Genomic DNA, 21,620 nt, shown 5'->3' with positions numbered 1-21,620 from the left:
CAAATATCAATTTTTTACCATTAAATTCTGTGAATCCTAAAATTCTATGAATTCTGATTCAGACAGTAAACCCAAATAGATGCTTTTGTTGTTACACAGTAAAGGTATTAACAAAATTTAACAAACCTGTCGCTCTTATTTTACCTTTGTTTTACATTTTTGCAATCATTAGAAGCGGCATTGAATAAAAAGAAAATAATTAACGACCCGGTTTATGGTTTTATCAGTATCCCTACCGAACTGATCTTTGACCTCATATCCCATCCATACTTTCAGCGGCTGCGTTATATTAAACAGCTGGGCATGACCCACCTGGTATATCCCGGAGCATTGCACACCCGTTTTCATCACGCTTTGGGCGCCATGTACCTGATGGATACAGCGCTTGAAACCCTCCGAAACAAGGGCCATCAAATTTCTGCCGAAGAGGAGGAGGCGGTCACCATTGCCATATTATTGCATGATATTGGTCACGGGCCATTTTCGCACGCTTTGGAAAACACCATTATCGACGGGATCGCACACGAGGATATTTCATCAATGCTGATGAATAAGCTTAATGCCCGGTTTGAGGGCAAGCTTACCATGGCTATCAATATTTTTAATGATACCTATCCGCGTAAGTTCCTGCATCAGTTGGTATCCAGCCAACTGGATATGGACAGGCTGGATTATCTTAACCGCGACAGTTTCTTCACCGGTGTATCCGAAGGGGTGATCAGTTCAGAACGGATCATCAAGATGCTTAATGTTAAAGATGACCACGTAGTTGTTGATGAAAAAGGCATTTACTCGATAGAAAAATTTTTAATTGCCCGCCGCCTCATGTACTGGCAGGTTTATCTGCATAAAACAGTAATAGCGGGCGAGGAGGTGTTAACCAAGATCTTCAGGCGCGGCCGCGAACTGATTTCGCAGGGTAAGGAATTGTTTGCCACCCCGGCCCTGCTGCATTTTTTAAAGAACCGCATTGGCCGTGATGCTTTCATGAATGAGGACCATCACGTGGAAACTTTTGCCTGTTTGGATGATACCGATATTATGGCATCGGTAAAAGTGTGGGCATATCATCCCGACCTGGTACTTTCCCATCTTTGCAAAAACCTGGTGCAGCGTAACCTTTTCAGGGTTGATATTACCAACGAATGCCCCGACGAAGCTTTTGTTGAAAGCCTTCGCCAAAAGGCGATGGAAAAATATGGCGTTAGTTATGAAGATGCTGCGGCCTACTTTGTGTTTACCACATCTATCCGCAATAATGCTTATAACCAAAACGATGGCAACATTGGTATATTAATGAAGAATGGCGAGGTAAAGGATATTGCCGCCGCCAGCGACAACTCAAACCTCGTAGCTTTGGCCAAAACGGTGAAAAAATATATCCTTTGTTATAATAAGGAGTTGTTGAATTAACGGGCGGTTTTCACTGTAGAGACGCATAATTGCGTCTCCCGCATGCAGGTTACGGCAGTTCGAGATTGGCAAAGCGATCTGTCCTAAAGGAGACGCAATTATGCGTCTCTACATAAAAAGGCATTATGGATAAATGCCGGAAATGTGCACTGGCCGCGTTAGGAATTGTAGTGTAAAGTCCGCAGCGAGGGTTGGAATTACGGGTTGGGCAAGCGAGGACTTGGAACGGAAAGCCCGGCCGCAGGCAACGCCCCTATTTAAGAGAGCGATAAAACAATGGCGTCGTACTTTGGATTTTAACAAATAGCAAAACGAAACCGATATACATCTGCAACAAATGAAGAAATGGTGAAAAATAAAACGCGTTGACAGTCAAAACTTTTTAACGCGTGTTCATAACTCATTAATAATTTGTTGCTTCAATTTTAACATTTAAATTTGCCCGATGCAATTTACCGCCCATGATATAAGTTTACTGCTCAACGGAACTGTAGAAGGCGATCCTTCGGCAACTGTTAGCCAGCTTGCCAAGATAGAGGAAGCCGGAGCCGGCAGCCTTTCTTTTTTGGCCAACCCTAAGTATGAGCAGTTTTTGTATACTACCAACGCCTCCATTGTTATTGTTAATAATGATCAGCAGTTAACGGAGCCCGTAAAAGCTACACTGATCAGGGTTGAAAACGCTTACAGCGCGTTCACTGTTCTCCTTGATAAGTACAACACTTTCAGGCTTGATAAAAAAGGAATTGAACAGCCAAGCTTTATCCATCCCACAGCACAGGTAGGGGCGGGCGTTTATATAGGCGCGTTTGCTTATATCGGCCAAAATGTGAGCATCGGCGATAATTGCAAGATCTATCCCAACGTTAATATTGGCGATAATGTAAGCCTTGGCAATAATGTAACGCTGTTTGCAGGGGCGACGGTTTACTTTGATTGCGTTATCGGCAACAATGTGATAGTACATTCAGGGGCGGTAATAGGCAGTGATGGCTTTGGCTTTGCGCCCAACCCCGACGGCACTTATACCAAAATTGCACAGATTGGTAACGTAATATTGGAAGATGAGGTTGAAGTGGGTTCAAATACTACTATCGACAGGGCAACCATGGGTTCGACCATAGTGCGTAAAGGTGCGAAAATTGACAACCTGATCCAGATTGCTCATAATGTGGAAATTGGTGCACATACAGTAATTGCAGCACAGTCGGGCATTTCGGGCAGTACCAAAATTGGCGAAAGGGTTGTAATTGGCGGGCAGGTAGGAATTGCCGGTCACCTGAATATAGCTAACGGAACACAGTTTTCGGCGCAAACAGGCATCAATAGCTCTATTACCGAAGAAGGTAAGGTATGGGGCGGTACACCATATATGCCATATAAAGATTACCTTCGTGCCCACGCTAAGCTGCGAAAGCTGCCGGAGCTTGACCGCAAGGTTTATGAGCTTGAAAAATTGATTGAAGAACTACGTAAAGGCAAGGCAAGCGAATAGCCTTAGCCGGTAAATTTAAATATGAACGTTAAACAAAGAACTATTAAAGCGCCGGTTTCGGTATCAGGAACAGGCTTGCACACCGGACAAAGCGTTACAATGACCTTTAATCCCGCCCCTGAAAACCACGGTTATAAATTCAGGAGGGTTGATATTCCCGGTGCGCCTATTATTGATGCCGATGTTGATAACGTAAGCGATACCTCGCGCGGAACATCTATAAGCCAGAACGGCGCTACAGTAAATACTGTTGAGCACGTGCTGGCCGCTTTGGTTGGGCTTGAAGTTGATAACCTGCTGATTGACCTTGATGGCCCCGAAACTCCCATTATGGACGGCAGCTCGATACAGTTTGTTGACGTAATAACCGAAATCGGGCTGATTGAACAGGATGCCGACCGCGAATACTACCATATCCCCTATAACATTCACTACTCTGAACCTGAGCGTAAGGTTGAAATGGTTGCCATGCCTTTGGACGATTACCGTTTTACCTGTATGGTCGACTATAACTCGCAGGTACTGGGCAGCCAGCATGCCAGTATCTCAACTATTGGCGAGTTTAAAAAAGAAATTGCTTCATGCCGTACCTTCTGCTTTTTGCACGAGCTGGAAATGTTGCTAAAGCATGACCTGATTAAAGGCGGCGACCTGAACAATGCCATCGTGGTTGTTGATAAAGATGTTGACCAGGAAGAACTTGATCACCTGGCCAAGCTGTTTAACCGCAAGGATATCAATGTTGCCCCGCAGGGCATTTTAAATAATATTGAACTCCGCCATCAAAATGAGCCGGCACGCCACAAGCTGTTGGATATGATAGGCGATTTAGCGCTGGTTGGCGTGCCGCTTAAAGGGCACATCATGGCCGCAAGGCCAGGCCATGCGGCTAACGTTGCCTTTGCTAAAAAGATCAAAGCGCTCATCAAAAAGGAAAAAAGCCGTAAGCAGGTAAAAACTTATGACCTGAACGCCAAACCGGTTTTTGATACGGTGGAAATTATGGGCATGCTGCCTCACCGTCAGCCTTTCCTGATGATTGACAAGATCCTGGAGCTTACTAAAAGCCACGTTGTAGGGTGTAAAAACGTAACCATTAACGAGGAGTTTTTTAAAGGCCATTTCCCCGGCGCGCCAATCTTCCCCGGTGTATTACAAATTGAGGGTATGGTGCAAACAGGCGGCATCCTGGTGTTAAACACGGTTCCCGATCCGCAAAACTACCTTACCCTGTTCCTGAAAATCGAGAACGCCCGCTTTAAAAGCAAAGTAGTTCCCGGCGATACCATTATTTATATTTGCGACCTGATTGCCCCCATCCGCCGCGGCATAGCTACCATGAAAGGTATAGGCATGGTGGGCGACCGTGTTGTTGTTGAGGCCGAACTGATGGCTCAAATTGTAAAAGTAAAAGAATCTGAAGCATGATCCAGCCATTAGCATACATACATCCACAGGCCAAAATTGCCGATAACGTGGTAATTGAACCATTCGTTACCATCCATAAGGATGTTGAAATTGGCGAAGGTACCTGGATCGGCTCCAACTCCGTAATTATGGATGGCGCCCGCATAGGTAAAAATTGCCGGATCTTCCCCGGCGCGGTAATATCCGCCCCACCGCAGGATTTAAAATATAAAGGCGAGCAAAGCACCGTAACCATAGGTGATAACACAACCATTCGTGAGTGTGTTACCCTTAACCGTGGTACCGCCCTTGATAAAAACACCACCACCATTGGCAGCAACTGCCTGCTGATGGCTTATGTACATGTAGCGCATGATTGTGTTATTGGCGATAACGTAATTGTTGCCAACGCCGTGCAATTGGCAGGCCACATTACGGTTTATGATTACGCTTTCATCGGCGGCTCATCTGCCGTGCACCAGTTTGTCGAAATTGGCGCGCATAGCATGATCTCGGGCGGTTCATTGGTACGTAAAGACGTTCCCCCGTTTACCAAGGCCGGTCGCGAACCGCTGTCATATGTAGGTATCAACTCTGTAGGCTTGCGCCGCAGGGGATTTTCGGCTGCTACAATAGCCGAAATCCAGGAGATCTACAGGATCATATTCCTCAAAAAATATAACGTAACCAAAGCACTTGATATCATCGAGGCCGAGTTTACCCCAAGTGTAGAACGCGATGAGATCATCAACTTCCTCCAAAACTCACAACGCGGTATCATGAAAGGGTTTGGGAATACTTAAAAATATCTGAATCAGAATTTACAGGATTTGAGAATTTTCAGAATCCTGTAAATTCTGATTAGTTACCTTGCTATTCTGTTAATTCTTCCATTCTGAAAATTCTGATTCAGACAATATTATGATCATCACCCTCCAAAACATCGGCCGCCGCTTTAACCGCGACTGGATTTTCAGGGGAGTGGATTATACCTTTACTTCCGGCGAGTCATATGCTATCCTTGGCCCAAACGGTTCCGGGAAATCAACCTTACTGCAGGTTTTAAACGGCAGCCTTTCGCCTTCTACAGGTAAAATTGAATTTGCTAACGAAGGAAAGCCGGTTGAAATAGATACCGTTTTTACTCATTTAAGCCTGGCTGCTCCCTATCTTGAGCTGATAGAAGAGTTTACCATGAGCGAGATGATCGATTTTCATTTCAAATTCAAAAGCTTTAAACCGGGTATAGATAAAGAAACGGTTATCGCACTGCTTAACCTGCCTAAAAGTGCCAACAAGCTTATTAAATACTTTTCGTCGGGGATGAAACAGCGCCTTAAGCTTGCCCTTGCTTTTTGTGCCGATACCCCCATGCTTATGCTGGATGAGCCAACTTCCAACCTCGATACCCAGGGCGTTGATTGGTATTTAAGCCTTGTGCAGCAATTTGCCGCCGGTCGCCTTACTATAGTATGCTCCAACCAGGAGCACGAGTACGGCTTCTGTACGCATAGGTTGAGTATTGTGGATTATAAAGTGTAGATCTGAGACGTTAGATATCAGATTTCCAGTCCTTAGATTATTTGAATAATCTATAAAGAAGATATCCGACTTACTTAGTCTCAAATCTCATAGTTAGAACGCTTCATCGTTAGATATCAGATTTCCAATCCTTAGATTATTTGAATAATCTATAAAACAGATATCCGACTTGCTTAGTCTCAAATCTCATATCTAAAGTCTCATATCTATTTTATACATAACCCTTTAAATGTGGCTGCAGAGTAGAAAATCTCAAATCTAACATCTCAAATCTCAAATCAAATTCCTAAGTTTGCGCCTCAATATTATTTTATGGCTAAGGCATCAGATGTTAAAAATGGAAATGTACTTCGCTTCAACGGCGAATTAGTTCAGGTTGAGGAGTTTTTACACCGTACCCCGGGCAACTTACGCGCGTTTTACCAGGCCCGTATGCGCAACGTTAAATCAGGTAAACTGGTTGAATACCGTTTCCGTACCGATGAAGAGGTTGACATAGCCCGCGTTGAAACCAATGATTATCAATACCTGTATGACGAAGGTGATTCATTAGTAGTAATGGACAACACCACATATGATCAGCATAACGTACCAAAGGCATTATTTGGCCCGGCGGTTAAATTTTTGAAAGAAGGCATGAACGTAATTGTTGCCTTCGAAAGCGACGAGCCCATCATGGGTTCTATCCCGGGCTCGGCCGAGCTGGAAATCACTTACACCGAGCCAGCCGTTAAAGGTGATACTTCAAGCGGTGCTTTGAAAAATGCCACCGTTGAAACCGGCGCGGAGATCCGTGTACCGTTATTCATCAACATTGGCGATAAAGTTAAAGTTGACACCGCTACCGGCGCTTACGTTGAGCGTGTAAAAGGTTAATACACCTGACCCTAAAGGTGGAGGAACAGATATAAACCAGGAAGAGGTTTCGTTTTCACGAAACCTCTTCCTGGTTTTAGCCCCGCCCATGCCGTACCTGTTTCGGGATCACTATAGAAGGGATTAAAACTTATCATGTATGTACGTCATGATCCTCACCATCTCATCTCTTATTTCACGGGTTGACCGGGTAAAATTATTGTTCATGAATGCAAAAGCCAGGCGTTTGCCTTTACGGGTAACTATGTAGCCGCTTTGGTTATGGTTATTGCTTAACGACCCGGTTTTTGCCCAAACAAAAGGCTGCCCGTTATCGGTTTTATAGGCGCTTTTAATTGTACCTGCTACGCCGCCTACCGGCATCATGCTATGTAACAGGTTTTCATCTTTCACCTCGTCCTGAATTTTGAGCAGCAGGGCTACAAGGTCTCTGGGGGTAAACAAATTATACCGCGACAATCCCGAGCCATCAACCCATTGCGGCACATCGGGCAAGTCATTCAAAAAATGTGTTTTTGAGTAATTGATCACCGAATCGGTACTGAGGGTATTAAACTTTACCGACGAGCACACCAGCAACAATTGTTCGGCAATAAAATTATCGCTCGGCTGTAGCATCCGCCGGTAAACGGAATCGGCATTGGTATTATAAATAACCCGCGCATCCGCAGCCATTGGTTCCTGCAATAAGGACACCTGCTTTTTGAGTGTATCCTGCAGCAGGGCCATGGTAAGCTGCAGGCTTGTTTTCCATGGGATTTCCTGTTTATAATTTGGGGGGGGCACCCCGGCAGGGTACACAAAGTTATTGCTGATAAAATCGCGCTTAACTTTAAACTGTGCCGGGTGATAATTAATATCGGCATTTAAAAACCGTTTTAGATATTGGGGTCTTACCTGCATGTTACCGTCATTATCTGCGTAAAGCCGGGCAACGTTATCTTCAATAGGCAGGGCGGTTATTTCGGCCTGGTAATAATCATTGTAATCGTCCCAGCCCCATCCTGCACCAAAAAACTCACCTGTATAGTTACCAGGCGAATAAAAAAGGTGTTTACTGCTGCTCTTCAAAAAGTTAAGCCCGTTTACTCCTTTCAAATCGCTGTGCAGAAAAGAAGGGTCGCCGGTACCCCAAAATATCAGCGAATCTCCGCGGGTTTGATAACGCAATGCCGGGATAGAATCGCCAAGCATTTTCAAACAGGTGTAAAAAGTAAAAAGCTTGGTATTGGATGCCGGGGTAAAGTATTTATCGGCGTTTAATTCATATATCATTTTATGCTCGTCCAAATCATAAAGGGCGAAACCGGTAAAGTGATCATTAACAATCTGCGAATGCTTAAAAAGCTTTTTAACCTTTCGTTTTTTTATGGAACGGGCATAAACAATATCACGACAAAGGGATAAAACACAAACAATTAACAGAAATGAAATTGTTGACTTTCGCATAATAAAATAATTTTTTAACAAATAAATCTCGTAAATTTAATATACCAACTATAACCACTTTGTTACACAAGTTATATTATAAAATACGCCATCCGGGAGCATTGTGGCTGGCATTTGTGTTAACATTTTGCCTTACAACCACAGCCCGGGCCCAGTACTTTGATCTTGATGTGCATAAAAAAAAGGTGAATATCCCGTTTAAACTGGAACGGAACCTGATGATCATTCAACTTAAGATCAACAACAAAGGGCCCTTTAACTTTATATTGGATACCGGCGTAGGTCTCATGATTATAACCGATCCTAAATTAGCCGATTCTATCAGTATTCCTAATAAACGTACATTAAAAATCCCGGGACTTGGCGAAGGGGAGGATTCTGAAGCTTATGTAACCTCAACCTTAGATGTTGCCATACCGGGACTGGTTAGCTATGATGTTGCGGCTGCCATATTAAAAAAAGATCTCTTTAACCTTTCGGGTTACGCAGGCATGCCCATTCATGGGTTACTGGGCTACGAGTTTTTTAACAACCTGGCTGTAAAGATCAGCTTCCAGGACAGTGTAGTTACCGTTTGCAGGCCCAAAGACCTCAAACCTTTCAGAAAAGCGAATAAGATCCCCCTGTCTGTAGAAGACAGGAAAGCCTATGTGGATGCGCGGGTTATAATGCCAGGCGTAGCACCCATTAATACAAAGCTGGTTGTTGACCTTGGCGCAGGGCACCCGGTATCAATTGAGCGTTATATCAAAACCCATGGCCTCCCGCAAAAATTTATTGCTTCGGCCAACCTCGGCATTGGCTTAAACGGACCAATAAACGGCTTTATAAGCCGGATGGATGAATTCAGTTTAGGTAAATTCAGGATGAAAAGAGTAATAGCGTCATTTCCTGATGACAGCAATAACCAAATCAATCTGTCGGTGAAGCGCGATGGAAACCTTGGCGTTGGGATCTTAAAGCGATTTACCGTTATTCTTGATTATCCGGATAGTGCCATGTATTTAAAACCCGGCCCAACCTATAACGATCCGTTTGAGCATGACATGAGCGGCCTTGAGTATTATGCCGCAGGCGACCACCTCGACAGGATTGTTATCAGCCGCGTAGAGCCCGGTTCGGCAGCCGATGAAATTGGCCTTGAGCGCGACGACGAGATCATATCGGTAAATTTTAAACCCGTTTCAAAAATGAACCTCCAGGATATTGATGAAATACTCAAATCAAAGGATGATAGAAGCCTGCTGCTTGAGGTGTACCATGACAAACGGGTTGATAAAGTTGTACTGACATTAAAACGCAGGATATAATTAGTAATACCTGTAAAATTATTATTGATAAAACAATTTGCAGCTAAAAAAAACCTGTTTTTTATATAAGTTTACGGTTTAAACTATTTTTAATAAATGAAAAAACATCCGTTGCCGGGTATTTATTTACGCGGCTCAGTATTGGCACTTGCGGTTTTGGCGGGCTCTTGCGCTGCCAGGAAGCAAGCTGCAAACCCAAGCCTTACCCTAAAAACCATTACCACACCCGGCGGAACCGTTGCGACAGCAACAACCGGAACCCCCAAAAAGGAAGGTATTAAAAAGTTTAGCGACCTTATTCCTGCTAAAACAAAGGCTGATAGTGGCCTTTTTAATACTTATAAAGTTGATGGCAAATATTACTACGAAATACCCGATTCATTAATTAACCGCGAAATGCTGGTGGTTACCCGTTTTGTAAAAACACCGGGCGGCCTCAAAACATTTGGCCAGCAATATGGCGGCGAAGAAATTAACAACCAGGTTTGGAAATGGGAAAAGCACGATAAGCAGGTATTTATCCGGGTGCCCAGCTATTCGTTGCGTGCCGATAGCACCAGCGATATGTACCAATCGGTTAAAAACTCAAACCTTGATGCTATACTGGCCTCCTTTGAGGTGAAAGCGTTTAACAAAGACACTACCGGCGTTTTAATTGATGTTACCGATTTTTACAATGGCGATATTGCCGCTATTGGTTTATCTGATGATATCAAAAAGGCTTATAAAACCATGGGGGTTGATAACTCTCGTTCCTATATCGACACCATTAAAAGCTTCCCGATAAATATTGAGGCGCGCACACTAAAAACCTACCGCGCCGGCGAGTCGCCAACTGATAACAGTAATGCAGCCATTACATTTGAGTTGAACACCTCCATGCTTTTACTGCCCAAAGTCCCGATGAAAGCCCGGATCATGGACCCGCGCGTGGGCTTTTTTGGCCAGCGCCAAACAGATTATGGCACCAATGCTCAAAAAGCCTTAGTAACAGCCTATATTCACCGCTGGAGGTTAGAGCCTAAAGACCCCATTGCTTATGCCAAAGGCGAGCTCGTTGAACCTAAAAAACAAATTGTGTTTTATATTGACCCGGCTACACCTAAAAAGTGGGTGCCTTATTTAATACAGGGCGTAAACGACTGGCAAAAAGCGTTTGAAGCTGCCGGTTTTAAGAATGCCATAACCGCTAAAGAAGCCCCAACGGCAAAACAGGACCCACAATTTAGCACCGAAGATGCCCGCTACAGCGTGATCAGGTATTTTGCATCGGATGTAGAAAACGCTTATGGCCCCCACGTGGCCGATCCGCGCAGCGGTGAGATCCTGGAAAGCCATGTTGGCTGGTACCACAACGTGATGCAGCTATTGCGCGATTGGTACCTGATCCAAACAGCAGCGGTAAACCCCAAAGCCCGCCACGCACAATTTGCTGACGATCAAATGGGCGAGCTGATCCGTTTTGTATCATCGCATGAAGTTGGTCATACTTTAGGCTTGCCACACAACTTTGGCTCAAGCTACGCTTACCCTGTTGATTCACTACGCTCAAAAACCTTCACCGATACACATGGTACCGCACCTTCCATTATGGATTATGCCCGCTTTAACTACATAGCCCAACCCGGCGATGGCGTTACGCACCTGTATCCGCAAATTGGCGAGTACGATAACTGGGCAATAAAATGGGGTTATACCTGGCTCGCAGGCAACAAAACGCCGGAGCAGGAAAAGGAAACATTAGCGGTATGGACCAACAAAAACGCAGGCAACCCTGTTTATTATTTCGGCCGCCAGGGCACCACTATCGATCCCCGCCTGCAAAATGAAGATTTGGGCGATAATGCCATGAAGGCCAGCGCTTATGGTATTGCCAACCTGAAACGGATTTTGCCAAACCTCGAAAAATGGTCGTACAAAAAAGATGAGGACTATGCCGATCTTAATGAATTATATAATGAAGTTTTAGGTCAGTATTACCGTTACATGGGGCATGTTACCACCAACATTGGCGGCATGAACGAAAACTTTAAAACATATGATCAAAAAGGCGCGGTTTATGATTTTGTGAGCAAAGAACGCCAGCGTGAAGCCGCTTTGTTTTTAAACCAGCAATTATACACAACCCCGTTATGGCTAATTAACAAAGCCGAATTGGCCAAGTTTGATAACGGTGTTATGATAAACCGTATTAAAGCCATGCAGGTTTCATTGCTGGGCAATGAGTTAAACCCTTCAAGGCTGGCGCGGATGTATGACAATGAGGCCAAAAACAGCGCTAATGCCTATACCGTTGCGCAGTTATTAACCGATTTACATACAGGCATATTCGGCACAACCAAACCCGACGGCTACCAGCGCAACCTGCAAAGGGGCTATATTGAAAACCTGAAGAACCTGTTAAATACAGATGCAAGCTTCGCGTTCCCTGGTGTATCAAGCGCGCAGCTGGCAAGCTGGGGCTTTACTCCAATCAACATCGCGTTGTCTGATATCAGGCCCATGGTACGCGCCGAATTAAAGAAAATTGATACTGGCCTGCCAAAAGGCGGCGATGCAATAACAGCAGCTCATTATGCCGACCTTCACCTCAGGATAAAGGAAGCTCTTAATCCAACAAGGCCGGTTGTAAATATTGCAGGGGGAATGGTTAGGGGTATAAACACCACCAACCAGGATATACTGAATGAAAAAACAGGAAGTATGAACTGCTGGCCACGTACCAATGTTGAAAACTAATCTGGCACATCTCTTAAAAATCCTTCTTAAAATCCTGCCCTATTTGTAGGGTGGGATTTTTATTTTATGGATTTTACTTTAACAAAACGCTGATGACTTAAAACAATTATGCGCCAGGTATGAAAAGCCATTTGCCTATTTAAGCTGGCTTATATTTTCAAAAAAGGCGACCTGCAAATCAAGCAACGACTTCACGTTTATTTTTTCGCCGTAAGCATCAAAGCATAAAAATTTTGTTAACTCGGGCCTATTTTTCTTCGATTTTTCGAAAAAATTAAAGGTTTCAAAAAAATAATGGTTGGTTGTAACATGGCTTTTACTGTTTGTTTGCGATGTATTCAGCCTAAAACCGATCGTATCGATCCATTTGTGCACTTTTGAATGCAGCGAGTTTCCAATATTGTTCATAGGTTAATGTTTGGTTTAAGTATAACGAAATTTCATGCCACAATGTTACTATCATATAAATTCATTTTAAACAATAGTTTATTTCTTGTGTGGATTATTAACGCTTCAATAGCATTATTTGGTATTTGCTGCAACAAATATTGAAACTAATTATTCACATATTCGTAATAAACCTAAAAACATCCAAACGTAGCTCATTGAGCACTCCCCGCCGCTTATAATTGACTGACTGATCTTTATAACAACCACAAGGCCGGAGACCCCGGCCTTTTTTGCATAATAATTTGTAACAATAATATGATTGATAAGCAATTACAGGCCTAATGTGTAACAATAATATATTGATTAGGCTTTTAGCAAATTTTAAGTTGAACATTTGCAGTTCAATTGCGTCTATATACACACAAAAACAATAATTGCACGCCGAAAAAACGTTTATGAAACCCCTATTTCTTATTTTAAGTTTTACCCTGTTATTTGCCTTTGGTTCCAACGCTCAAACGGGGCGGGAGGTAAAGGGAACTGTCGTTGATTCCACTAAGCTTTCCTTACCCGGAAGTAGTGTTAAGCTGGTTTCAAATGCCGGTGATAGCACCATCGCTATTGCCGATGCAGCCGGTAAGTTTTCGTTCCCGGTAGTAAAAGGCAACAAGCTAACGATTACCATTTCGTCAATCGGTTTCACCGCAATTAAAAAACATTACTCGCTTGATGCCGGCACCCAACCGGTTGATCTTGGCGCTATAGTTTTAAAAACCGAAACCAATATGCTTAGCCAGGTTACCATTGTAGGCGTTAACCCGGTGATATTAAAAGAGGATACTACCGAATATAAAGTAAGCGCATATCCTGTACGTGAAAATGCCCCTGTTGAAGACGTGTTAAAAAAACTGCCCGGCGTTGATGTGGATAAAGACGGTAATGTAACCGCACAGGGCAAATCGGTGACCAAAGTAAGGGTTAACGGAAAGGATTTTTTTGGGGGTGATGTTAAAACAGCAACCAAGAACCTGCCTGCCGATGTGGTTGAAAGCATCCAGGTAATTGATGACTACGGCGACCAGGCTAACCTTACCGGCATCAAAACCGGCGAACCGGATAAGATCCTGAACATCACCATCCGGAAGGACAAGAACCATGGCTATTTTGGACAAGCCACAGCCGGCGATGGCGAAGATTTTTTACCCAAAGCCCCGGGCATAACCAATGCCAACCGCTATATAGGCGATCTGAAATTTTTCAACTTCAATAATGAACAACAAATAGCCGTATTGGGTACCATTAACAATACCAACGTAAATACATTTACTTACGGTAGCCCATCATCGGGCGGAGGTGGTGGTGGTTTTGGCGGCGGGGGCGGCGGCCGGGGCAATGCATTGCGTGGCTCAAGCAGCTCCACAACCAGCGCAAACGGTATCACCAACGCGCACGCTATCGGTGCCAACTTCCGCGATCAGTGGGGTAAAACACTCTCTGTTTACGGAAGTTACAGCTATACTGATAATACTACCAACACCATTAGCTCATCTATCCAAACCAACAACGTTCAGTCGCCAAGTATAAGTACGCAAAAAAGCGATCAAACAGATAATCCTATTAACCATCGTTTTAATTTTAACCTCGAGTGGAAACCCGATACCATTAATTACTTAAAAGTTGTACCAAACTTCACCTACTCGAGTACTAATACAAATGCTAATGAATCCGTATCATCAACTATCGGCGGAATAACCAACTCGTCATACACCTCATTGTCGCACAGCGATGGCACAACGCCAGGCTACGGTATTAACGCCTTGTATAATCACCGCTTTAACGGGCATGGCCGCAACCTGAGCATTAACATCAGCGCTAATACGTCAAAAACATCGCAGTTCGATAATCCAACTTATGATTATGCCGATGGCGCACCCCGCCAGGCGCCTGCCAATCAGCAAACTTATACCGATAGCCGCGTAACCAGCTTTGGTACAAACATCTCGTATCTGGAGCCAATAAGTAAAAGGGGATATTTGGAGCTTAATTATGCATTTAACCGCTCAAACACCACAAGCGACAGGGAAACCGATACGCTCAGTACCGCCAATACCTACGACCATTACGACAGGTTGAGCAACAACTATAAATACAACTTTACCACCAACCGCGTTGGCCTGAACTACCGTTTTATCGAAAAGAAATACAACGTTACTTTGGGTATTGGCGTACAACCGGCCGCATTAAACGGCCTCAATCTTAAAAACGATTCGGCTACGCACATAACCACGTTTAACGTGATCCCCACCGCTCGTTTCAGCTATAATTTTTCGAGGGGAAAAGCTTTAAACTTCCTGTATAACGGATCGAGCAACCAGCCCACATTTAACCAGCTGCAGCCTGTTATTGATTTCACAAACGCGCTTTACCCGGTACAGGGTAACCCTAACCTGAAGCCGGAACTTGCCAATAACTTTTCATTGAGGTATAACAATTTCAGTTTCCAAACCGGCAATATTTTCTTTACTAATTTCAATTTCACAACAACTCAAAACAAGATAGTACAAAACACTATTTCTTATCCCCGCAAATTTAGCAAGGCCGTGTTGGCCGCAGATCCATCGCTAAAAAGCTTTGAGGGTACCAATCTTACCAACTATCTAAATGCAGACGGTTACTATACCGGCACTGCCAATGTGGTATACGCCAAACCATGGGCCCAGCGTAAATTTACCCTGCAATTTAATGGCGCCTTAACCTACACCAACGGTGTTGCGTACTCAAACAGCATCGATAGCAATAACGTTGCCGCATCAGCTGCTCCGTTAAAAAACATAGCCAAAAACCTCAACTTTACCCCGGGCTTAAAATTCAGGGTAAACATTGTTGATGTTATTGATGCAGAAGCCAACAGCAGCTATGGTATTAACAAAACAACCAACTCTATCCATAGCGACCTTATTGATGGCAGCTCAAATTTCCGCACTTTGACATTAGGCTTAGCCGGCAAAAACTATTTCTGGAAAGACTGGACGCTGAGCTATGATTTTACCCGTACTGTGAATTATGGTTATGCCGCCAGCCTTGATATTAAAAACACAAATATTCTGAACACTTACGTTGAGCGCCGGTTCCTGAAAGATCACCGTGGTACTATCCGCCTGGCGGCATATGATTTGTTTAATCAAAATACAGGTTATACATCAGTTGTAAACGGCAACATCACCACACAATCTACAGTAAACAGGCTTGGTCGTTATTATTTGTTAACCTTTACATTCCGCCTGCAAAAGTTTGTCGGCAAAACCCCAACACAAGATCCCGGCCAGCGCAGATTTAACCGCGATGGCGGTGGTCCGGGAGGACCGGGCGGTGGTCCAGGAGGAGGTGGCCCGGGCGGTCCTGGTTCTTTCTAAGGGATAATATTTTTGTCTTCCGCAGGACAAGCGATTTCAAAAGCGTTTTAGCTACCGTAAATTGCAGGCGGGAGACGCAGTTATGCGTCTCTACATTCAAAAACTGTCGTTTTTAAATGGCCCCTACGGTAAGCAACCTATCTGGGCCCATACTGCAATGCGTAAGGAATTGGCGTTATCTTCTTTTTCGCGATATTATCGGGGGTTACGTACACAAAATCAAGCTTACGGCCACCTTCTTTTTGAAAGTATTCTATCCGAAGGGGATAAAATCCCTTTTTTAGAGGAGAAATGTATGACCGTTGTATATCGGCATCGTGTAAACCATCAAGGTCAATGATCAGCTTCTCATTCAGGTATACTTTGCAGCCATCATCGCTCCCTAACCCAAAAATGTAATAGCCATCCTGTTTAACTTCAAATTGCCCATCCATCACTACGCCGAAATTGTTTTGGCGGGGGAGTTTATTGATATCAAAAGTGCTATCGGCTACACCTTCTTTAACCGGTTTTAACGCCTTAAAGTCGGGCAGTTTATCCCACGGCCCTTCATAATAGGCGTAATGAAAACCGCCGGGCTTGTAGTTTTTCCTGAGTGGTTTTGCGGGCAGGTAAGTGCCCTCCCTGAAATCGCCGCTGGTGCTCTTGTCAAATTTAGGACGGCTGGCAATCTGTCTCAAGGTAACTTTTGCAGGGCCGGATAGTTCTATTTCGGGTTTTGCAAACGGCGATGTAACCAATGGTTGCGAGCCATCGAATGTATAATGCACTTTTGTGGTATCATTAAAATACCAGATTTTTATAGGCTTATCCTTTAACACGATCCCGCCGGAGGGGTGAAACTCAAGTGGCTTACCGCCGTAGTCGTTATAGGCAAACCTCAGCCCATCATAAAAGTTTTTTAGTCGTACAGTGCCATGCGATTCGGCGGGGTAAGCTTTTACCACCCATTCAAAACCTGTCGGCGCATCTTTTTTCAGCAGGCTGTCCATGGCATTAATCTTCATTTCCTTCATGCCCCGTCCTTCCCGGCCGCCTATGTAAAGCGCTTTCTCCTTACCTGCAAGCGAAGGCAGCTTCTCTTTAACCTGCTTAAGCATCACTCCATTATCCCACCAATAACTTGGGTCGCCGGCAATATAATTATTGAAAAGCTGTGGTTCGTTTAATAAGGCATAGGTCACAAACACGCCGCCAAAAGAGTGGCCGAAAAGGGTATTATCACCATCAGAAGGATAGGTTTTATCAATATAAGGAATCAGCTCCTCTTTAAAAAACTTTAGAAATTTGTCCGCCCCGCCCGATGTTTTATTTCCGTTATTATGGGTGGGCAAAAAATCTCTATCACGGTCAACATTTAATACCCCGACAATTATCATTGGCGGCATGGTGTGTTCATCGAAGATAAAATGCTGGATATCGCGCCCTAATTTTATATTCCAATCATCAATGATGTACAGTACATCATATTTAGTTGCCGAACCGGCTTTATAACCATCGGGCAATATTACCTGGATAACGCGTTTCTCATTTAATATAACCGAATTGATGGAATCGCGTTTACCGGGGAGGTCCTGCGCCGCAGCGCGTCCTGACAAGCTAAATATTAATGCGATGGTAAAGGATAGAAAAAGGTAGGTCCTGTTCTTCATAATGAGGGAGGTTTGATTACAGGTAAGACTATGCCTTGATAAAGATAGTTACAACACGCCGGCAAAAAACAGCGAATGGCTCTTTTTACATAGCTAAAAGCAGAATGCACAAAGCCTAAAGTTTAATTCACTGATTATTAGACGCTATACAGCTTAATACAGTTCCTTTAATTTTTCCGACATTTATTTAGTGCTTAGCTTATTGAACTTAACACTGTAAGTAACCAGGAAATATCGCTTCAATGTATTGTTTTGCACATCGTTAACCGAATTGGTGTTAATGTAACGGTACACGCTCACGTTTTGATTAAAGAGATCATAAACGGAAAGTTTAAGTTCTCCCCGGTCTTTTTTAAGCATTTGCAGGGCCAGGGACGAGCTCACTACGTTAACCCCTTTTTTAAAACCTGCCGCAACCTGGCTGTTATAATTAAAATCCTGCCTGGTTTCCCAGATGATTTTTTTAGGGAACCTTACCACCAGGCTGTTGCTTATATTGTAGGTAGCTACCCTGATGCTCCTGAAATCGTCGTATTGATATTTGGAGTTCGATTGGTTAAAACCAACGGCGGTATTCAGATCAATCACATCTTTCCAGTTAACATTAATATTTTCGCGCAATCCATATGCAACAGTATTTTGCCAGCCTTCCACATTATTCAGCAAGTTGAGGTTTTGGTAATAGTTGCCATAAAAACTAGCTGATGTACCAAGCTGCCAGTCTTTTATCTTTTTAAACCCTTTAGAAACACCAACTGAAAAATTATAGCTCGGCCTGCCATCGCGGTTAACGGTAGTACTATTTTGCACCCCGTCTGAGCGAATGGTTTGCTGTGTAATTGCCATGTTTTTTTGCGAAGAAATGTTGCCGTATGAGTAAATGCCCAGCTGACTGTTATTAAAGTATTTGAAAAAATTAAAGTAATAGGTATTGCTTATGCCGGGCCTCAAATTTGGATTACCGGTGTAGCTGTACAACGGACTATAAACAATAGTAATAGGCTGCAGGTTTGATACCCCCGGCTGGTTAACACGGCGCTCGTAACTCAAAAATATTCCATAAGCTTCAATACGGATTGTTGGCAACAGGAAAAAATAATTTTGAACAAGCCTGCTGGTCGCGAAATTGTTATTGATCTGCTGCCATTGGGTGTTAAGCCCGGCGATGATTTGTGTTTTTTTATTGAGCTGATAAGTGATCCCCGGTTTAATATTCTCCGTCCAAAGATCACGTTTAAGGTCGGAGCTTTGATTAGTGAGCAGCGAATCAAAGCCGCCTGTTTTACGGTCAAAGGTAAAAACCTGGTCGCTGGTTTTGTTATATATGCCCGATGTGATAACATCAACAATAAGCTTTTTGGTTAGCGGGTATCGGTAACTAAAATCGAGATTGCCCGAAGCATTGTTTGATGTACGGGTAGATAACCTATGCAAGCTATCTGATAATTCCGGGCGTTGATAATTAACCACATCATTATTATTGAAATTGTTGTTATGATTAGGGCTAATGCTGAGGTTATGTGAGATAGTGAACGACTCCTTGCTTTTGTTCTTAGATCGTTTATGAAAATAAAAGCTCTGGTTAAATTGCGTTGAATGCCCATCTCCCCATGAATTTGATACCGACTGGTTCACCGGCATATCAAAATTGTTTGATGTGCTGCCGCTTGACGCGGAGGTATTACTATTTGAATTATAACTTAATGATGGATTATAGCGCAGGTTACGGATTGTGTCAGGCTTCCACTCCACAAGCCCACTTAAAGTGTGTACATAGCTGGTCGCGATCCTGCTGTTAGTAGATCGGGTTAACAGTGTGGTATCCTTCAGAAACTGCTGTTGGAAATTAGCCGATTCATTTACATTATTACGTTGGGTATAAAAGTACTGCAGGTTAAGCTTTAGCTTTTCGCCATAGTTTTGGTTAACATTAAAGCCGCCCGAGGCGATCTTTTCAATCCCGCCGCCCCAGTTTCGGCCGCCGTTAAAGGATGTGTTACCCCCGCTGCGGTCAAAACCACCCTCGGCATTAAGCTCATCGCGAGAGAAAGCGGTATGGTTAAGGTTATTGCTTAACCCGATGAGGCTTACCTGCAGCGTATCCCGAAACATATTGAACAATCCGCCGGCCTCGTACCTGTCGCGCGAACCCACACCTCCGAATACCTTGCCGAAAACGCTTTTCTTAATAGCCTTTTTAAGTTTGATGTTAATGATCTTCTGTACCTGGGTTTCACTTACCAAATGATCGGGGTCATTCTCCCGGTCGTCATAAACCTGAACCTGTGCAACAATGGCCGCGTCCAGGTTTTTGGTGGCTATCTTAGGGTCCGAGCCAAAAAACTGCTTGCCATCAATCAACAGTTTGCTTACCTGTTTACCGTTAACGGTAATGGTTCCGTCACCATCTATTTGTACGCCAGGAAGCTTTTTAAGCAATTCTTCAACGGCGGCATTGGGGCGGGTTTTGAAAGCGGCAGCATCAAATTCAATGGTGTCTTTTTTTACTTTGACTGGCACCCGCTCTGCACGTACCACAACCTCCTTAAGCATCTTACTGCTAAGTATAACGTTGCCCAAATCAATTATATCGCCTTTTTTAAAATTAAAATTATGGATATAGTTTTGATACCCGGCATAGGAAATAACCAGGCGTACCTGCTTATCAACAGGGAGTCGCTGTAATTCAAAATCCCCGTTCTTTTTACTAAGGGTATAAGCTATAAGCGATGTATCTTTCAGGTCGACAACGGCAACAGTACTCAACTCAAGAGCTTGCTTATTCAGGGAATCGGTGACTTTCCCTTTTATTGTGGCTTTTTGGGCAAAAGCCCCGGAAAACAGGCATAACAGTATTAATGAAAGAAGGATGGTTTTCATCAAGGTTTAGGTGCAGACAGGTAAGGTTAATTAAATTGTGTTATAGGTGATGTAGGGCCGTGGTAATTAGGAAACTTAAATCATCAGGTAGTTATAGGGTTTAGATGTTAGCATGTTGGTTAATTTTTTTGATAGACGCGTATTCGACAAATATCAAGCTTAAACTTTTAAAGCATAAAAACAGCTCACCCAGCTTAACCACTACATCCATAACCCCGTAGGCAGCATTATATGCTATAAATGTGCTCTAATAACATGAAAGCAGCATTAATATTGCCTGATATGCTACAAAAAGGGGAGATATTGGGTATTGTAACATTGATTTTACCAAAGCGCCTTTTGTTCCGGGGCCATGCAAAATAAAATTATTTCTTTCTCCGCATTGTTTTTTTGCGATATAAACATCAAACCAAATAAAGAAATATAAACGCGATAAAAATCAAACATATCCGCAATAAAATTTTGCCAATCCCGTTTTTAAACTAATATTGTGCAAGTAATATTATTTTGTACCGAATTAATTACCTAAAACCATAACATTATGAAAGCAGCAGAAACCTACAAGTCCATTTATGTAACGTTTTACAGGTGGAATGTTAAAAACTTTGGTCACGGCGGATTGCCAAAAGCCAACGCCCTTTTTGGAGCAAGCTTTTTGATGATCATTTTGCTGGCCATTTTAGTAAGTGTTGCACAGTTATTTTTAACCGCCGGCTGGTTTCAGTTAAGCCCGGTATCCGGCTTAATGATATTACTGGGCGCCACTGGCGCGTTTGTACTTAATTATTTTGTATTGCTGAACAGCCGCTATTTTAAAAAGGTGAATGCCGCTTTTGCACGCATCAGCAAACACAATCCTAATACGTGGTCAATAATGCTGATGATTTGTGTGATTGTTTCCTGCACCATGCTGCTGGTTGTTTGCCAGGCCGGAACATTTTTAAGATGAGATTAAACAATGTGATTATAAGAAGGCCCGCCGGTACCGGCGGGTTTTTTGTTTTATAGTACGGCTTGTTTTGACTTTGCAAAACCATCGGGTACTACCGCGCGC

14 protein-coding genes are annotated in these 21,620 nt (G+C 43.4%); 10 read left to right on the top strand and 4 right to left on the bottom strand.

Features of this window, described 5'->3' with window-relative positions:
- Window positions 1-180: 180 nt before the first annotated feature.
- The 6 genes from DIU38_RS26995 to efp all read left to right on the top strand — a co-directional run bounded on the left by DIU38_RS26995 (window position 181) and on the right by efp (window position 6,733).
- Window positions 181-1,413 (top strand): HD domain-containing protein, encoded by a 1,233-nt coding sequence (locus DIU38_RS26995; protein WP_112653181.1) that lies wholly within the window; start codon window positions 181-183, stop codon window positions 1,411-1,413.
- Between the two features lie 445 nt (window positions 1,414-1,858).
- Window positions 1,859-2,908 carry a UDP-3-O-(3-hydroxymyristoyl)glucosamine N-acyltransferase gene (lpxD, locus tag DIU38_RS26990; protein WP_112653175.1) on the top strand — a complete coding sequence of 350 codons (1,050 nt, stop codon included), beginning with the start codon at window positions 1,859-1,861 and terminating at the stop codon, window positions 2,906-2,908.
- A gap of 21 nt (window positions 2,909-2,929) precedes the next feature.
- Entirely contained in the window at window positions 2,930-4,336 is a 1,407-nt protein-coding gene (locus DIU38_RS26985) for a bifunctional UDP-3-O-[3-hydroxymyristoyl] N-acetylglucosamine deacetylase/3-hydroxyacyl-ACP dehydratase (protein WP_112653174.1), read from the top strand.
- Window positions 4,333-5,118 (top strand): acyl-ACP--UDP-N-acetylglucosamine O-acyltransferase, encoded by a 786-nt coding sequence (gene lpxA, locus DIU38_RS26980; RefSeq protein ID WP_112653173.1) that lies wholly within the window; start codon window positions 4,333-4,335, stop codon window positions 5,116-5,118. The genes DIU38_RS26985 and lpxA overlap by 4 nt, the downstream gene beginning before the upstream one ends.
- A gap of 118 nt (window positions 5,119-5,236) precedes the next feature.
- On the top strand, window positions 5,237-5,857 hold the full coding sequence (locus DIU38_RS26975) for an ABC transporter ATP-binding protein (RefSeq protein ID WP_112653172.1): 621 nt from the start codon (window positions 5,237-5,239) through the stop codon (window positions 5,855-5,857).
- A 312-nt stretch (window positions 5,858-6,169) separates the two neighbouring features.
- Window positions 6,170-6,733 carry an elongation factor P gene (gene efp / locus DIU38_RS26970; RefSeq protein ID WP_090532660.1) on the top strand — a complete coding sequence of 188 codons (564 nt, stop codon included), beginning with the start codon at window positions 6,170-6,172 and terminating at the stop codon, window positions 6,731-6,733.
- A 123-nt stretch (window positions 6,734-6,856) separates the two neighbouring features.
- Here the strand turns inward: efp and DIU38_RS26965 are convergent, their stop codons facing one another.
- A complete protein-coding gene (locus DIU38_RS26965) occupies window positions 6,857-8,182 on the bottom strand; it encodes a D-alanyl-D-alanine carboxypeptidase/D-alanyl-D-alanine-endopeptidase (protein WP_112653171.1) in 1,326 nt (441 codons plus the stop codon).
- A gap of 59 nt (window positions 8,183-8,241) precedes the next feature.
- On the opposite strand from DIU38_RS26965, the gene DIU38_RS26960 reads away from it, so the two are divergent.
- The gene (locus DIU38_RS26960) at window positions 8,242-9,492 is read left to right on the top strand and encodes an aspartyl protease family protein (RefSeq protein WP_112653170.1); all 1,251 of its coding nucleotides are present in this window, start codon (window positions 8,242-8,244) and stop codon (window positions 9,490-9,492) included.
- 96 nt (window positions 9,493-9,588) lie between these two features.
- Complete coding sequence (locus DIU38_RS26955) at window positions 9,589-12,231, top strand: zinc-dependent metalloprotease (RefSeq protein WP_112653169.1); 2,643 nt, start codon at window positions 9,589-9,591, stop codon at window positions 12,229-12,231.
- Window positions 12,232-12,366: 135 nt separating this feature from the next.
- On the opposite strand, the gene DIU38_RS26950 is transcribed toward DIU38_RS26955, so the two are convergent.
- Window positions 12,367-12,639 carry a hypothetical protein gene (locus tag DIU38_RS26950; protein WP_091174755.1) on the bottom strand — a complete coding sequence of 91 codons (273 nt, stop codon included), beginning with the start codon at window positions 12,637-12,639 and terminating at the stop codon, window positions 12,367-12,369.
- A 437-nt stretch (window positions 12,640-13,076) separates the two neighbouring features.
- Between DIU38_RS26950 and DIU38_RS26945 the strand changes: the two genes are divergently transcribed.
- Window positions 13,077-16,034 carry an outer membrane beta-barrel protein gene (locus DIU38_RS26945; RefSeq protein ID WP_112653168.1) on the top strand — a complete coding sequence of 986 codons (2,958 nt, stop codon included), beginning with the start codon at window positions 13,077-13,079 and terminating at the stop codon, window positions 16,032-16,034.
- Between the two features lie 137 nt (window positions 16,035-16,171).
- On the opposite strand, the gene DIU38_RS26940 is transcribed toward DIU38_RS26945, so the two are convergent.
- Both DIU38_RS26940 and DIU38_RS26935 read right to left on the bottom strand, forming a co-directional pair.
- Window positions 16,172-17,686 carry a PA14 domain-containing protein gene (locus DIU38_RS26940; RefSeq protein WP_112653167.1) on the bottom strand — a complete coding sequence of 505 codons (1,515 nt, stop codon included), beginning with the start codon at window positions 17,684-17,686 and terminating at the stop codon, window positions 16,172-16,174.
- Window positions 17,687-17,869: 183 nt separating this feature from the next.
- Entirely contained in the window at window positions 17,870-20,566 is a 2,697-nt protein-coding gene (locus DIU38_RS26935) for an outer membrane beta-barrel protein (protein ID WP_112653166.1), read from the bottom strand.
- Window positions 20,567-21,107: 541 nt separating this feature from the next.
- On the opposite strand from DIU38_RS26935, the gene DIU38_RS26930 reads away from it, so the two are divergent.
- Window positions 21,108-21,515, top strand: a complete 408-nt coding sequence (locus tag DIU38_RS26930; RefSeq protein WP_112653165.1) for a hypothetical protein — start codon at window positions 21,108-21,110, stop codon at window positions 21,513-21,515.
- Window positions 21,516-21,620: the final 105 nt, after the last annotated feature.

The sequence above is a fragment of the Mucilaginibacter metallidurans genome, from assembly GCF_003286435.2.
Classification (GTDB): domain Bacteria; phylum Bacteroidota; class Bacteroidia; order Sphingobacteriales; family Sphingobacteriaceae; genus Mucilaginibacter; species Mucilaginibacter gossypii.
Note: the sequence above shows the minus strand (reverse complement) of the source record. Positions and strands in the feature narration are given on the sequence as shown.